The organism is Streptomyces sp. NPDC007945 (assembly GCF_042958885.1).
GTDB lineage: Bacteria > Actinomycetota > Actinomycetes > Streptomycetales > Streptomycetaceae > Streptomyces.
This window is the reverse complement of the sequence record NZ_JBIBJV010000006.1, coordinates 52,991-66,848: the sequence shown is the minus strand read 5'-3', so window position 1 is coordinate 66,848 and position 13,858 is coordinate 52,991. Positions and strand designations below refer to the sequence as shown.

14 protein-coding genes are annotated in these 13,858 nt (G+C 74.1%); 7 read left to right on the top strand and 7 right to left on the bottom strand.

Annotated elements, in window-relative coordinates; all coding sequences use genetic code 11:
• Window positions 1-132: 132 nt before the first annotated feature.
• A complete protein-coding gene (locus ACFZCF_RS19980) occupies window positions 133-357 on the top strand; it encodes a hypothetical protein (RefSeq protein ID WP_388445141.1) in 225 nt (74 codons plus the stop codon).
• Between the two features lies 1 nt (window position 358).
• On the opposite strand, the gene ACFZCF_RS19975 is transcribed toward ACFZCF_RS19980, so the two are convergent.
• The 4 genes from ACFZCF_RS19975 to allB all read right to left on the bottom strand — a co-directional run bounded on the left by ACFZCF_RS19975 (window position 359) and on the right by allB (window position 4,531).
• Window positions 359-700, bottom strand: coding sequence for a hypothetical protein (locus ACFZCF_RS19975; RefSeq protein WP_391287712.1), 342 nt, complete (start codon window positions 698-700; stop codon window positions 359-361).
• 9 nt (window positions 701-709) lie between these two features.
• Complete coding sequence (locus ACFZCF_RS19970; RefSeq protein ID WP_391287710.1) at window positions 710-1,648, bottom strand: EamA family transporter; 939 nt, start codon at window positions 1,646-1,648, stop codon at window positions 710-712.
• A gap of 426 nt (window positions 1,649-2,074) precedes the next feature.
• Window positions 2,075-3,190, bottom strand: coding sequence for an allantoicase (gene alc, locus ACFZCF_RS19965; protein ID WP_388445130.1), 1,116 nt, complete (start codon window positions 3,188-3,190; stop codon window positions 2,075-2,077).
• A gap of 3 nt (window positions 3,191-3,193) precedes the next feature.
• Window positions 3,194-4,531: an allantoinase AllB gene (gene allB / locus ACFZCF_RS19960; protein WP_391287708.1), complete on the bottom strand. Its 1,338-nt coding sequence runs from the start codon at window positions 4,529-4,531 to the stop codon at window positions 3,194-3,196.
• Between the two features lie 326 nt (window positions 4,532-4,857).
• On the opposite strand from allB, the gene ACFZCF_RS19955 reads away from it, so the two are divergent.
• Entirely contained in the window at window positions 4,858-5,664 is an 807-nt protein-coding gene (locus ACFZCF_RS19955; protein ID WP_388445125.1) for an IclR family transcriptional regulator, read from the top strand.
• A gap of 62 nt (window positions 5,665-5,726) precedes the next feature.
• On the opposite strand, the gene ACFZCF_RS19950 is transcribed toward ACFZCF_RS19955, so the two are convergent.
• Window positions 5,727-6,407, bottom strand: coding sequence for an ATP-binding cassette domain-containing protein (locus ACFZCF_RS19950; protein WP_391287706.1), 681 nt, complete (start codon window positions 6,405-6,407; stop codon window positions 5,727-5,729).
• Window positions 6,404-7,480 (bottom strand): ABC transporter permease, encoded by a 1,077-nt coding sequence (locus tag ACFZCF_RS19945; protein ID WP_388445119.1) that lies wholly within the window; start codon window positions 7,478-7,480, stop codon window positions 6,404-6,406. The genes ACFZCF_RS19950 and ACFZCF_RS19945 overlap by 4 nt, the downstream gene beginning before the upstream one ends.
• A gap of 112 nt (window positions 7,481-7,592) precedes the next feature.
• Between ACFZCF_RS19945 and ACFZCF_RS19940 the strand changes: the two genes are divergently transcribed.
• Entirely contained in the window at window positions 7,593-8,753 is a 1,161-nt protein-coding gene (locus ACFZCF_RS19940) for a histidine kinase (protein ID WP_391287704.1), read from the top strand.
• Entirely contained in the window at window positions 8,750-9,376 is a 627-nt protein-coding gene (locus tag ACFZCF_RS19935) for a response regulator (RefSeq protein ID WP_388445113.1), read from the top strand. Before ACFZCF_RS19940 ends, ACFZCF_RS19935 begins: the two co-directional genes overlap by 4 nt.
• A 126-nt stretch (window positions 9,377-9,502) precedes the next feature.
• Here the strand turns inward: ACFZCF_RS19935 and ACFZCF_RS19930 are convergent, their stop codons facing one another.
• Window positions 9,503-9,814 carry a DUF5955 family protein gene (locus tag ACFZCF_RS19930; RefSeq protein WP_391287703.1) on the bottom strand — a complete coding sequence of 104 codons (312 nt, stop codon included), beginning with the start codon at window positions 9,812-9,814 and terminating at the stop codon, window positions 9,503-9,505.
• Window positions 9,815-10,002: 188 nt separating this feature from the next.
• On the opposite strand from ACFZCF_RS19930, the gene ACFZCF_RS19925 reads away from it, so the two are divergent.
• From ACFZCF_RS19925 to ACFZCF_RS19915, 3 genes are all read left to right on the top strand, one after another.
• The gene (locus tag ACFZCF_RS19925) at window positions 10,003-10,629 is read left to right on the top strand and encodes an NTP transferase domain-containing protein (protein WP_391287701.1); all 627 of its coding nucleotides are present in this window, start codon (window positions 10,003-10,005) and stop codon (window positions 10,627-10,629) included.
• A 248-nt stretch (window positions 10,630-10,877) separates the two neighbouring features.
• Window positions 10,878-12,509, top strand: a complete 1,632-nt coding sequence (gene aceB / locus ACFZCF_RS19920; RefSeq protein ID WP_391287699.1) for a malate synthase A — start codon at window positions 10,878-10,880, stop codon at window positions 12,507-12,509.
• Window positions 12,510-12,708: 199 nt separating this feature from the next.
• A complete protein-coding gene (locus ACFZCF_RS19915) occupies window positions 12,709-13,854 on the top strand; it encodes a GDSL-type esterase/lipase family protein (protein WP_391287697.1) in 1,146 nt (381 codons plus the stop codon).
• The last annotated feature ends 4 nt before the right edge of the window (window positions 13,855-13,858 follow it).

Sequence of the window (13,858 nt, the reverse complement as noted above, 5' to 3'; positions counted from 1 at the left end):
CGCAGCCGGGGCCCGCCGCACCGGTCCGCGGCGTCCGGCCGCTACCGAAGTCGCGCGGGCCGATACTTCGGTCGCACGGCGGTGGACCGGTGGCCGACGCGGGGGGCCGACGGGGGCGCCCATGATCGCCGTATGAGGCGATTTCTCGAGGTGACCGGTTTCCTGCTCACGGTGTTCGGGGTCTGCGGGGTGGTGCGCGAGCTGACGGACGGGTGGTTCTCGTTCATGGGAGCGACCCGGTTCCTCACCGAGAACGTGTGGTTCCTGGAGGGCCGGGAGGTCTTCACGAACCTGGTGGTGGCCGCCCTCGGCCTGGTCCTGATGATCGTCTCGGACCGGGTGGAGGGGAAGGGCTGAGTCAGTCCCGGGGCGGGGCGTCGAGGTGTTCGGCGACGCGGCGCTCGGTGCTCGCGCTCGCGTAGACGGCGGCGCCCAGGGCGGCGAAGGGAACGGAGCCGCCGAGGAGGAGGGTCATGAGGGGCCAGTCGCGGCTCTCGACGCAGTCGTCTTCGTGCGCGTACGCGCTGGTGACGAGGGCGGGGCACTCCCCGTCGTCGCCGTACGGGGTGACCAGCAGGACGGCGAAACAGCCCCACAGCAGGCCGGCCACCGCGAGCAGCAGGAGGCCCCGGCCCTGGGAGCGGCGGGCGCGGACGAGGAGCGGGGACTCGGGGCGGGTACGGGCGCCGGAGGTTGACATGATCACAACCTACTGGGCGGCGGGGCCTGCCCCGCGGCGCCCCCAGGCGGTGCCCGCGAGCACGAGGACCGCGCCGGCCAGGCCGAGGAGGCCGGGCCGGTCGCCGGCGAGGGCGATGCCGGCGACGGCGGCCCACAGCGGCTCCGTGCCGAGCAGCAGGCTGACCCGGGAGGCGGAGGTGCGGCGCACGGCCCACATCTGCACGAAGAAGGCGAAGAGCGTGCAGAAGACGGAGAGGAAGACCAGACCGGCCCACTCGCCGGGCCCGAAGTCGAGCGCGGCGGCCCAGGGGGTCGGCCCTCCCCCGACGGCGCAGAGCGCGGCGAAGACGAGCACGGCGGTGCCGAGCTGCACGGTGGTCAGGGAGAGCGGGTCCGCCGACCGCACGGCCTTCGTCCTGGCCATGGCGAGGACGTGCACGGTCCGGGCGAGGGCCGCCAGGAGGATCAGCAGGTCGCCGAGGGACGGCGCGGTGAACCCGGCGCCCTGGGTGAGCAGCACGACGCCGCCGACGGAGAGCGCGGCGGCGCCGAGGAAACCCCGCGAGGGCGCCGTCCGGGTGACGGCGGCCTCGGCGAGCGGGGTGAAGATCATGGTGAGGCTGATGATCAGGCCCGCGTTGGTGGCGGAGGTGTGGACGACGCCGTAGGTCTCCAGGAGGAAGATCCCGGCGAGGATCAGCCCGAGCAGCGCGGCGCCCCGCCACTGCGCGGCCGTGAGCGCCCGCAGGCCCCTCCACCCGGCGGCGACGAGGACGGGCACGACGAGCGCGAAGCGCAGCACGAGGACGGCGACCACGGTGTGGCTCGTGGTGATGCCCTTGGCCGCGAGGTAGCTGCCGCCCCAGAAGACGGCGACGAACAGCAGCGGCAGGTCGGTGAGCCAGGCGCGGCGGCGGGTCCCGAGGGGGGCGGTGAGGGCGGGCGCGGGGGCGGACGGAGCGGCCATGTCGGACCGGGTCTCCCACTCTTCCGGAGGGGTGGAGACGTCGGCGGCTCGCACACGGGAGGCTCACCGTACCCGGCACGGCCCGTGGTGACTACACCTTTCCCTGCCCCCGTCCTCAGGCGTAACTGCCGTACGTGGGGCGCCCGGCGCGCTCGTACGTCTGGAGGGCGACGCCGAGGACGGCGCCCGACGGCGTACCGACGCGCGGGGGCCGTCCCTCAGGGCCGCCGATCCGTCGCCGCGCGGCGGCGGCCCCGCGGCGCAGGGGTTCGCGAGGGCGCACCGGTGCTGTCGGGTCGGTGCGCCCTCGCGGGCCGGGCGGGGTGTCGTGCCCGCCCGGTCGCATGGGCCCGGCGCGTGGGCCGAGGGAGCGCGCCGGGGACCGGGCGGTGTCGGCCGCTCGGCCCCCGGGGCGGGCCGGGTGGGTCAGCCGCCGAGTTCCTGGTGGCGGGCGGTGAGGCGGGCGGTGCCCGCCTCGGTGAGGGAGCCGAAGAGGCGGAGGCGGGAGATGCCGCCGTCCGGGTAGATGTCGATGCGCACGCGGGAGCCGACCGCCGGGGTGTCGAGGACGAAGCGGTGGTTGGTGTCGGGCTGGAGGCGGGTCCGGGGCAGGATCTCGGTCCAGTCCTCGGAGCCTTCGGCGGCGACGGAGAGCGCGGCCCAGCCGGCGCTGTTGCCCTTGAGGTACGCGGTGTCGATCTCGACGGCGCGGATCGCGGCCTCGGCGACGAGGGAGTAGCGGATCCAGTCGTTGCCCTTGTCGCGGCGGCGGCGGGTCTCCCAGCCGTCGTCCATCTTGCGGGAGCGGCCGGGCTGGATGGTGTTGGTGGCCGGCGAGTAGAAGCGGTCGGAGGCGTCCTCGACCCGGCCGCCGTTCTCCAGGGCGGCGAGGTCGAAGGTGCCGAGGACGTCGAGCCACGCCGGGTCGGGGGCGACCTCGCCGTACACGCGGAGCCGGGCGATGCCGCCGTCGGGGTGCTGGTTGACGCGGAGGTGGGTGAAGCGCTGCTCGACGTCGACGGCGAAGCCGTTGGCCGCGTGGCCGCCGATGGCGGTGCGCGGGACGAGGGTGGTCCACTTCACGTCGTCGGCGAGGAGGTCCTCGGGCGAGGGGGAGCCGGGTACGGAGGTGGCCTCGACGGAGACGGCCTGCGGGTAGTTGCCGCGGAAGTGGGCGGTGTCGACGACGATGCCGCGGATGACGCCGGGGGCGCCGAGCCGGACGAGGGCCCAGTCGTGGTCCTCGGCGGTGGGGTGCGGTTCGGCGGCGGAGACGCCGCGCCGGCGGCGTGTCTCCCAGCCGTCCATGATCTTGCCCTTGTGGCCGAAGTGCTCGGGGTCGAACTCGGCGGCCTCGGGCTTGAGGAGGTTCTCGCGCTCGGCGAAGAACTCGTCGTTGGCGGCGATGACGCCGGCCCCGAGCCGGCGGTCGGCGAGGTCCGCGTACCGGGTGAAGGGGAACTCGGCCGTGCGGTAGTCGGCGTACGGGTCACCGCCGCCGTAGGGGCTGGCGTCGCCGGTGAAGGAGGGTATGCCGGTCACGGGTCAGTTGTTCCTTTCGAGGAGGCGGCCGGAGGGCTCGGTCAGGGCGCCGCCGTCGTTGATCTTGCGGCCGTGGAGCCAGGTGGACCTGACGACGCCGCGGAGGGTCTTGCCGGCGTAGGCGGTGATGCGGTTGCGGTGCTGGAGCTCGGCCGGGTCGACGGTGAAGGTGGCGTCGGGGTTGAGGACGGCGAAGTCGGCGTCGCGCCCGGGTTCGATGGCGCCCTTGCGGTCGAGGCCGGCGAGGCGGGCGGGACCCTCGGACATCCAGCGGACGACGTCGGTGAGGTCGAAGCCGCGGCGGCGGGCCTCGGTCCAGATGGCGGGCAGGCCGAGCTGGAGGGAGGAGATGCCGCCCCAGGCGGAGGAGAAGTCCGGCGTCTTGAGGTCGGCGGTGGACGGCGAGTGGTCGGAGACGATGCAGTCGATGACGCCGTCGGCGAGCCCCTGCCACAGCGCGTCCTGGTTGGCGGCCTCGCGGATGGGCGGGCAGCACTTGAACTCGGTGGCCCCGTCCGGGATCTCCTCGGCGGTGAGGGTGAGGAAGTGCGGGCAGGACTCGACGGTGACCTTGACGCCCTCGGCCTTGGCGGCGGCGATGAGCGGCAGCGCGTCGGAGGAGGAGAGGTGGAGGACGTGGACGCGGGCGCCGAGCCGGCGGGCCTGGTCGATGAGGTTCGTGATCGCGGTGTTCTCGGCGTCGCGCGGCCGGGAGGCGAGGAAGTCGGCGTACTGGGGCGAGGACTTCTGCGGGGCGGCGGCGAGGTGGTGGGGGTCCTCGGCGTGGACGATCATCAGCCCGTCGAAGCCGGCGATCTCGGCGAGGGAGCGGGCCAGCTGCTCCTGGTCGAGCTCGGGGAACTCCTCGACGCCGGAGGGCGACAGGAAGCACTTGAAGCCGTGGACGCCGGCGTCGTGCAGGGGCCGGAGGTCCTTGACGTTGTCGGGCAGGGCGCCGCCCCAGAAGCCGACGTCGACGTGGGCCTTGGCGCGGGCGACGTCCTGCTTGACCCGGAGGTTCTCGACCGTGGTGGTCGGCGGCAGCGAGTTGAGCGGCATGTCGACGATGGTGGTGATGCCGCCGGCGGCGGCCGCGCGGGTGGCGGTCCAGAAGCCTTCCCACTCGGTGCGGCCGGGGTCGTTCACGTGGACGTGGGAGTCGACGAGGCCGGGGAGGACGACGTCGTCGCCGACGTCCTCCAGCACGGCTCCGGCGGGCAGCTCGGCGTCGTACGGCAGGACCGCCGCGATCGTTCCGCCCGAGACGGCGATGGCCGCCGGCCGTGTGCCCTCCGGGGTGATCACCCGAGTCGAGCGCAGTACCAGGTTGACGTCCACCATGCCCCTTTCCGTTCCGCTTCCGGGAAGCAGGAATTCAACGAACTGTTGAAGGAGTGTGCGGCCGGGACGACATGCCGTCAAGGGCAGCCCCCTCCGGGTCGGGTCCGGCCGGACTCGCTTAGATGTTTCCACAAAGTGGAATCAATATTTCGTACAGTAGAAGGTAGCTCCGCACAGGCGGGGTGGTCCAGACCCACGCCGAGCAGCCGCAGACAACGGACAAACACCCCGCTGACCGGCCGGTTCGCCGGGGCCCGCACGCGGTGCCCGGCCCGGCGGCCCGGTAGGCTGCTGACTTGCCCGCCTGCCCCGAAAGGACCGTTGACGTGCCGACGTCCAGCGCCAGCACCACCGACGCCGCCAAGCCCGCCGCGAGCGGTGGCGTCCAGTCCCTTGAGCGCGCCTTCGACCTTCTGGAACGGATGGCCGACGCGGGGGGCGAGGTCGGGCTCAGCGAGCTGTCCGCGAGCAGCGGGCTGCCGCTGCCGACCATCCACCGCCTGATGCGCACCCTGGTCGCCTGCGGCTACGTACGGCAGCAGCCGAACCGGCGGTACGCGCTCGGTCCCCGGCTCATCCGCCTCGGCGAGTCCGCCTCCCGCCTCCTGGGCACCTGGGCCCGCCCCTACCTGGCACGGCTCGTCGAGGAGACCGGCGAGACCGCGAACATGGCGCTCCTCGACGGCGACGAGATCGTCTACGTCGCGCAGGTGCCGTCCAAGCACTCCATGCGGATGTTCACCGAGGTCGGTCGGCGCGTGCTGCCGCACTCCACGGGCGTCGGCAAGGCGCTCCTCGCGCACACGCCGGACGAGGAGGTGCGGGCACTGCTCGCCCGCACCGGCATGCCGGCGGCGACCGAGAAGACCATCACCACGGCGGACGGCTTCCTCGCGGCGCTCGCGGACGTGCGGCAGACGGGGTACGCCGTCGACGACAACGAGCAGGAGATAGGGGTCCGCTGCCTCGCCGTCTCGGTCCCCGACTCGCCCACGGCCGCGGCGATCTCCATCTCGGGCCCGGCGGGCCGGGTCACCGAGGCGGCGACGGAGAGGATCGTCCCCATCCTCCAGCAGGTGGCCCGCGAACTCTCCACGGCCCTCGCCAACACCGCGGGCAACGGCCAGGCCTGACGCCCGCTCCGTAGCGGGCAGGCGCTCCGCGGGGCGGGACGCCTGCCCGCAACGGGGGTGCGTCAGGCCGGGGTGGTGACCGTCAGGCGGCCGTCGTGGACCGTCGTCAGTTCGTCGGCGACCGACAGGTGCGTCCGGTCGTGGGTGACGAGCACCGTCGCCGTACCCCGGTCGCGGGTCAGGGCGGCGAGCAGCGCCACGACGGCCGCGCCCCGCTCGTGGTCGAGGGCGCTCGTGGGTTCGTCGACCAGCAGCACCGCCGGCTCGTTCATCAGGGCCCGGGCGATGTTGACGCGCTGGCGCTGCCCGCCGGAGAGCTGGTGGGGGCGGCGGGCGGCGCGGTCCGCGAGGCCGACCGCGTCCAGGAGCTCCATGGCCCGCGCGCGTACGGAGGCCGGCGGGCGTCCCGAGAGGTGCGCCATGACCTGGAGCTGCTCGACCGCCGTCAGGGAGGGCAGCAGGTTCGGCTGCTGGAAGACGATCCCGATGGAGGTGCGGCGGAGCTGCGCCCGCCCGGCCGCGTCGAGGCCGGCCGTGTCCGTGCCGGCGACGACGACCCGGCCCCGGTCGGGGGTGACGAGGGTCGCGGCGACGGCGAGCAGGCTGGACTTGCCGGACCCGGAGGGGCCGACGACGACCGTGAGGCGTCCGGCCGGGACCGTCAGGGAGACCTCGTCGAGGGCGGTGAGCCGCCCCTCGCCGTCCGGGTAGGTCAGGGTCACGGCATCGAGTGCGAGGCTCATCGGACGCTCCCGAGCGCGGTGAGGGGGTCGACGGCGGTGATCCGCCGGATGGACAGGGCGGAGCCGACCGCGCCGAGCACGACGATCACGCCGGCGGGGCCGAGGACGGTCAGCGGCGAGAGGACGAAGGGGACGTCGCCGCCGGAGACCAGCGCGCCGACGCCGAGGGCGAGACCGGTGCCGAGCACCGTGCCCGCCACCAGCATCAGCACCGCCTGGCCGAGCGCGTCGCGCAGCAGGTACGGGGTGGAGGCGCCGAGCGCCTTCAGGACGGCGACGTCACCGCTGCGCTGGATCGTCCACACCGTGAAGAAGGCCCCTATGACCAGCGCCGAGATCGCGAAGAGGAAGCCGCGCATGAGCTGGAGGGAGCCGTTCTCGGCCTGGTACGACCCTATGGCGGTGAGCGCGCCGTCGACGGTCCGCGCCTCCGTGCCGGCCGCCGCGTCGCCGGCCGCCCAGTCGGCGCCGTCGCCGCGGAGCACCACGACCGTCGCCTGCTCCCCCGCCGTCGTGCCGCCCCGCACGAGCTCCTGCCAGTCGTCGAGGGAGGTCCACACGACGGGCGTGTGACTGTACGAGGCGTCCCCTGCCACGGCGGAGACGCGGGCCTCCAGCGGGCCGAGCCGGACCGTGTCCCCCGGGCGCGCGTCCAGTTCCTCCGCCGCCGCCCCGGAGAGGACGGCCTCGCCGGGCGTCACGGCGCCGGGCGCGAGCCCGTCGCCCGGCCGGGTGCCGAAGGCGGAGACGGCGGCGGTCCGGTCGCCCGCGACCGCGTTGAGGGTGCGGATGCCGAGCGGTGCCGCCGCGGTCACTCCCGGCCGCTCCGCCCACCCGGTCCACTGCTCCTCCGTCACCGTCGAGTTGGTGAAGGAGACGGACTGGCCGGCGGGCGGGGCGGCGAAGGCGACGCGGTCGGCGGGCAGGCCGGTGATCGCGGAGACGTTCTCCCGCGCGAGTCCGGCCGTCAGCCCGGAAAGGAGCCCCACGAGCAGGGTGATCAGCACGATCACCGTGCCCATGAGGGCGAACCTCCCCTTGGCGAATCTCAGGTCTCTCCATGCCACGAACATGGGACCAGCCTGGTGCCCGGGCCCGGCCCGGGGCATCGCGCCACGGATGGCTCCCCCTTCAAACTTTTGGTTGACCCGGCCGGGCCCCGCCCGTGTCTACGCTGGTGGGGTCATGGATCCGCTCACCCTCACCCCCGTCCTGCGCGCCCTCCGGCTCTGTCTGCACCTGCTGGTGGCGGGGCTCCTCGTCCTGGTGGCGGTGCGCGACCGCTCCACCGCGGGCGCGGTCCTGGCGGCCGTCGTGGGCGGTGTGTACGCGGCCGGGGCCTGGCTCCCCGCCGTACGGCGCTCGCAGCGGGCGGCGGGCGGCTGGCTCGCGGTCCTCGCACTGTCCTGGCTGGCGCTCCTGTGGGCGACACCGGACGCGCTGTGGCTGGCGTTCCCGCTGTACTTCCTGCAACTGCACCTGCTGCCGGTCCGCTGGTCGCTGCCGGCGGTGGCGCTGACGGCCGGGGCGGCGATCCTCTCGTACGTGGGCCACGGCGCCGCCCTGAACCCGGGCGTCTTCATCGGGCCGCTGCTCGGCGCCGCGGTCGCGGTGGCGACGGTCCTCGGCTACCAGGCGCTGTACCGGGAGAGCGAGGGGCGGCGGCGCCTCATCGAGGAGCTGGTCACGACCCGGGCGGAGCTGGCGGCGGCGGAGCGGCACGCGGGGACGCTGGCCGAGCGGGAGCGGCTGGCCCGGGAGATCCACGACACGCTGGCGCAGGGGCTGTCGTCGATCCAGCTGCTGCTGCGGGCGGCGGAGCGGGCGCTGCCCGCGGGGTCGCCGGCGGCCGGGCACATCGACCGGGCGCGGCGGGCGGCACAGGAGAACCTCGCGGAGGCGCGCCGTTTCGTGCGGGCGCTGACGCCGCCGGATCTGGAGCGGGGTTCGCTGGCGGCTGCCCTGGAGCGGCTGTGCGAGCCCGGCGCGGGGCCTCGGGCGCGGTTCTCGGTGAGCGGGACGCCCGTGGAGCTGCCGACGCCGTACGAGGTGGCGCTGCTGCGGATCGCGCAGTCGGCGCTGGGGAACACGGTGCGGCACGCCTCGGCGTCCCGGGTGGAGATCACCTTGTCGTTCATGGACGCGTCGGTGACGCTGGACGTGGTCGACGACGGCCGGGGCTTCGACCCGGTCTCCGTGCGCCCGTCCTCGGACGGCGGTTTCGGCCTTCCGGCGATGCGCTCGCGGGCGGAGTCGCTGGGCGGCACGTTCACCGTGGAGTCGGGCCCCGGCCAGGGCACCGCCGTCGCCGTCTCCCTCCCCCTCCCCGCCGGAGCCGCCTCATGACCGTCCGACTTCTCCTCGCCGACGACCATCCGGTGGTCCGGGCGGGGCTGCGCGCCGTGCTCGACACCGAGCCGGACTTCACGGTGGTCGGCGAGGCGGCGACGGCGGAGCGGGCGGTGGAGCGCGCGGCGGCCGGGGGCGTGGACGTGGTCCTGATGGACCTCCAGTTCGGCGCGGGGATGCACGGTTCGGAGGCGACGGCGGCGATCACGGCCGTACCGGGCGGGCCGCGGGTGCTGGTGCTGACGACGTACGACACGGACGCGGACATCCTGGCGGCGGTGGAGGCCGGGGCCTCGGGCTACCTGCTGAAGGACGCGCCGCCGGAGGAGCTGGCGGCGGCGGTGCGGACGGCGGCGGCCGGCCGGTCGGCGCTGGCCCCGGCGGTGGCGCACCGGCTGATGGACCGGATGCGGACGCCGGCGGCGGCGCTGACGAAGCGGGAGCTGGAGGTGCTCCAGCTGGTCGGCGACGGGCTGTCGAACCAGCAGATCAGCAAGGTGCTGTTCCTCAGCCAGGCGACGGTGAAGTCCCACCTGGTGCACGTCTTCGCGAAGCTGGGCGTCGACTCGCGCACGGCGGCGGTGGCGGCGGCCCGCGAGCGACGGCTGATCCGGCGGTAGCGGGTGCCGCCGCGACGCGCGCGGGTCGGCGCGACCCGCGAGCGCGGCGCGACGCGCGCGGGTCGGCGCGGTGCGCGCGGGCGCGGGAGCGGCGCGGTCGGCGCGGTCAGCGCGGGGTCGGCGCGGTCAGCGCGGGGTCGGCGGGCCGGGTGGGCCGAAGAGCTCGACGGCGTTGCGGACGCCGCTGAGCGCCTGGGAGAGGGCGCTGACGGAGCCGAGCGAACCGGCCACGAGCAGCAGGCTGCGGCGCAGCCGCCACACCTCGGGGGCACCGCCGGCGGCCATGGCGTCGAGCGCGGCGAGTTCGTCCTCGGCGATCTCGCGGTCGGCGAAGTCCACCCGGTGTCCGGCCAGTTCCCGCCGGAGCCGGGCCACGGCGGACCGCAGTCCGGCCACCCTCGGGTCCACTGCCTCGCCGGTCACTCGCCTCTGCCCCACGCTTCGCACCACGGTCTCCCCCCACGCCGAGACGTCCGTCCAGGTGCCCCGGGACGGCGGTCGGCGCCCGGAGTGCGGACAGTTAACTCCCCGGCCGCCCGGCGGGGAAGAGGCAGTGCGGCGCATTCATGCGACCGTGTCATTCCGTGTCATGCGGTATGCAGTCCTCCATGACTCCCATGAATCCCATGCCTCCCCGGACTGCTGAGACCCGGAGGACGCCCGTCGTCGCCGGGCTGCTGCTCGCGGCCGGAGGCGGCCGCCGGCTCGGCGGGCGGCCGAAGGCGCTGCTGCCGTACCGGGGCCGGCCGCTGGTCGAGAACGCGGTGCGGGTGCTGCGCGAGGGCGGCTGCCCGGTGGTGCACGTGGTGCTCGGCGCCTCGGCGGAGCGCGTACGGGAGCGGGCCGATCTGACGGGGTGCGTGGTGGTGGAGAACCCGGAGTGGGCCGACGGTATGGGCTCCTCGCTGCGGGTGGGGCTCGCCTCGCTGGCGGCGGACGCGCGCGGGGTGGACGCGGCGCTGGTGTCGCTGGTGGACCAGCCGGGGATCGGCGCGGCGGCGGTGGCGCGGGTCCGGGGGGCGTACGGGGCGCGGGACGCGCTGGCGGCGGCCTCGTACGACGGGAAGCGCGGGCATCCGGTGCTGTTCGGGGCGGACCGGTGGGCCGGGATCGCGGCGGGCGCGGAGGGCGACCGGGGCGCGCGGGGGTACCTGGCGGCGCACCGGGAGGCGGTGGCGCTGGTGGAGTGCGGCGACGTGGCGGAGCCCTTCGACATCGACACGGAGGCGGATCTGTACCGGCTCGACGGGTGAGGAGGGCCCGCGGTGGGCACCTGGAGTGAGGGGGTTGGCACTCGGAGCCATGTTCTGTCGACCCGAAGAATCTCGACATCAACAAACGATTGAACTTCCACCATGAGGAAACTAATATCCACTGCATAGAAGCGCCTCACCCCGTGTGAGAGCGCTCGCGGCCGTATCTCGGCATCGCGGCACTCCGTGCCGTCCGTGACGCCCGGCGGCCGCAGGCACCGCCCGTCCGCTGAAGGAAGTGACAGTTCATGTCCGCACCAGCGCCGTCCCCCCTGGTCGTCGTCGACGCCGAGCCCCTGCCGCGCCAGGAGGAGGTGCTGACGGAGGCGGCCCTCGCCTTCGTCGCCGAGCTCCACCGCCGCTTCACTCCGCGCCGGGACGAGCTGCTCGCCCGCCGCGCCGAGCGCCGCGCCGAGATCGCCCGCACCTCCACCCTCGACTTCCTGCCGGAGACCGCGGCGATCCGCGCCGACGACTCCTGGAAGGTCGCGCCGGCCCCGGCGGCCCTGAACGACCGCCGCGTCGAGATCACCGGTCCGACCGACCGCAAGATGACGATCAACGCGCTCAACTCCGGCGCGAAGGTGTGGCTCGCGGACTTCGAGGACGCCTCCGCCCCCACCTGGGAGAACGTGGTCCTCGGCCAGGTCAACCTGATCGACGCCTACACCCGGAACATCGACTTCACCGACGCCCGCACCGGCAAGTCGTACGCCCTCAAGCCGGCCGAGAAGCTCGCCACCGTCGTCATGCGGCCGCGCGGCTGGCACCTGGAGGAGCGTCACCTCACCTTCGAGGGACGCCCGGTGCCCGGCGCGCTCGTCGACTTCGGCCTGTACTTCTTCCACAATGCGCGGCGCCTGATCGACCTCGGCAAGGGCCCGTACTTCTACCTGCCGAAGACCGAGTCGCACCTGGAGGCCCGCCTCTGGAACGACGTCTTCGTCTTCGCCCAGGACTACGTCGGCATCCCGCAGGGCACCGTCCGCGCCACCGTCCTCATCGAGACGATCACGGCCGCGTACGAGATGGAGGAGATCCTCTACGAGCTCCGCGACCACGCCGCCGGCCTCAACGCGGGCCGCTGGGACTACCTCTTCTCCATCGTCAAGAACTTCCGTGACGGCGGGCCGAAGTTCGTCCTCCCGGACCGCAACGCGGTCACGATGACGGCCCCGTTCATGCGGGCGTACACCGAACTCCTCGTCCGCACCTGCCACAAGCGCGGCGCGCACGCGATCGGCGGCATGGCGGCCTTCATCCCGTCCCGCAAGGACGCCGAGGTCAACAAGGTCGCCTTCGAGAAGGTCAAGGCCGACAAGGACCGCGAGGCCGGCGACGGCTTCGACGGCTCCTGGGTCGCCCACCCCGACCTGGTCCCGATCGCCATGGCGTCCTTCGACGCCGTCCTCGGTGACAGGCCGAACCAGAAGGACCGCCTCCGCGAGGACGTCTCCGTGGCGCCCGGCGACCTGATCGCCATCGACTCACTCGACGCCAAGCCCACCTACGACGGCCTGCGCAACGCCGTCCAGGTCGGCATCCGCTACATCGAGGCGTGGCTGCGCGGCCTCGGCGCCGTCGCCATCTTCAACCTCATGGAGGACGCGGCCACCGCCGAGATCTCCCGCTCCCAGATCTGGCAGTGGATCAACGCCGGGGTCGAGTTCGAGCGCGCCGGAGAGACGGTGCGGGCCACGCCGGAGCTGGCCCGCGAGGTCGCCGCCGAGGAGCTCGCCGCCATCCGCGCCGAGATCGGCGAGGAGGCCTTCGCGGCCGGCAAGTGGCAGCAGGCCCACGACCTCCTCCTCCACGTCTCCCTCGACGCGGACTACGCGGACTTCCTCACCCTCCCCGCGTACGAGCAGCTCGTCGGCTGACCCCCGCACCACCACGTCAGGGCCCGGCCCCCGGGAAACGCACAGATCCGGGGCCCGGGCCCTGGCGCGTCACAGGGGAAGTGACGCAACCGAGATATGCAGCTACCTAGCGGTAATAAGTCGGCGCGTGCGAGATTCCGCCATGCCACCGGCCGGCGGCCGTCCCCCACGTCACCGCGTACCGCAGGAGCACCCAGCCATGCCCTCGACCCCCCGCCGCGCGCTGCGCGCACTCCTGGCACTGTGTACCGCCGCCGGACTGGCCACCGCCGCCGCCCCGGCCGCCCAGGCGTCCCCCGGCAGCGGCCCCACCGCCGTCGTCGCCCTGGGCGACAGCTACATCTCCGGCGAGGCCGGCCGCTGGCTCGGCAACAGCCTCACCAATGCCGCCGGCCGCGACGGCACCGACCGCGCCTGGACCGGCAGCGGCTACGACCCCTCCCGGGTGTACGGCTCCACCGCCGGCGGCTGCCACCGCTCGGACGTCTCCGAGGTCAGGAGCGCCGGACCGGTCGCGAGCTCCCTCATCAACCTGGCCTGCTCCGGGGCCACCACCGCGAACGTCTTCCGCGCCTCGCAGGGCGGCCTGCCGTACAAGGGCGAGGCCCCGCAGGCCGACCGGCTCGCCGCCGTCGCCGCCTCCCACGACGTGGAACTGATCGCCCTGTCGATCGGCGGCAACGACCTCGGCTTCGCCGACATCATCACCACCTGCGCCACCGACTACATCGTCTGGTACTCCTACTGCCACGACGACCAGCAGGCCGAGGTCGACGCCCGGATCGACGCCGTGATGGCCTCCGTCGGCAAGGCCGTCGACGAGATCCGGGCGGTCATGGCCGGCGCGGGCTACACGGCCTCCGACTACCGGATCGTGCTCCAGTCCTACCCCTCCCCGCTCCCCCGCGCCGCCGACAACCGCTACTCCGAGAGCGGCTGGGCGCGGACGAACACCGGCGGCTGCCCGTTCTGGAACAAGGACTCCGACTGGGCGCGGGACTCCCTCGTCCCCCAGCTCGCCGGGCGGCTGCGGCAGGTCGCGGTGGCGAAGGGCGCGCAGTTCCTCGACCTGCGGGACGCCCTCCAGGGGCGCGAGGTGTGCGCGAAGGCGAGCCGCCAGGTGACGGCGTCCCTGCCTCCGTCCGGGGCGTCCAGCGAGTGGGCGCGGTGGATCGACAGCCAGTCCACCCAGGGCCTCGTCCAGGAGTCCATGCACCCCAACGCGTACGGCCAGCAGGCCCTCGGGCGCTGCCTGGCGCTGATCCACGCCGTCCCGTCGGGCCACCGCTCCTGCCGGAACACGGCCGGCGCGGGCCCCTCGGGGATGTACCTCACGACGGGCTGACGCC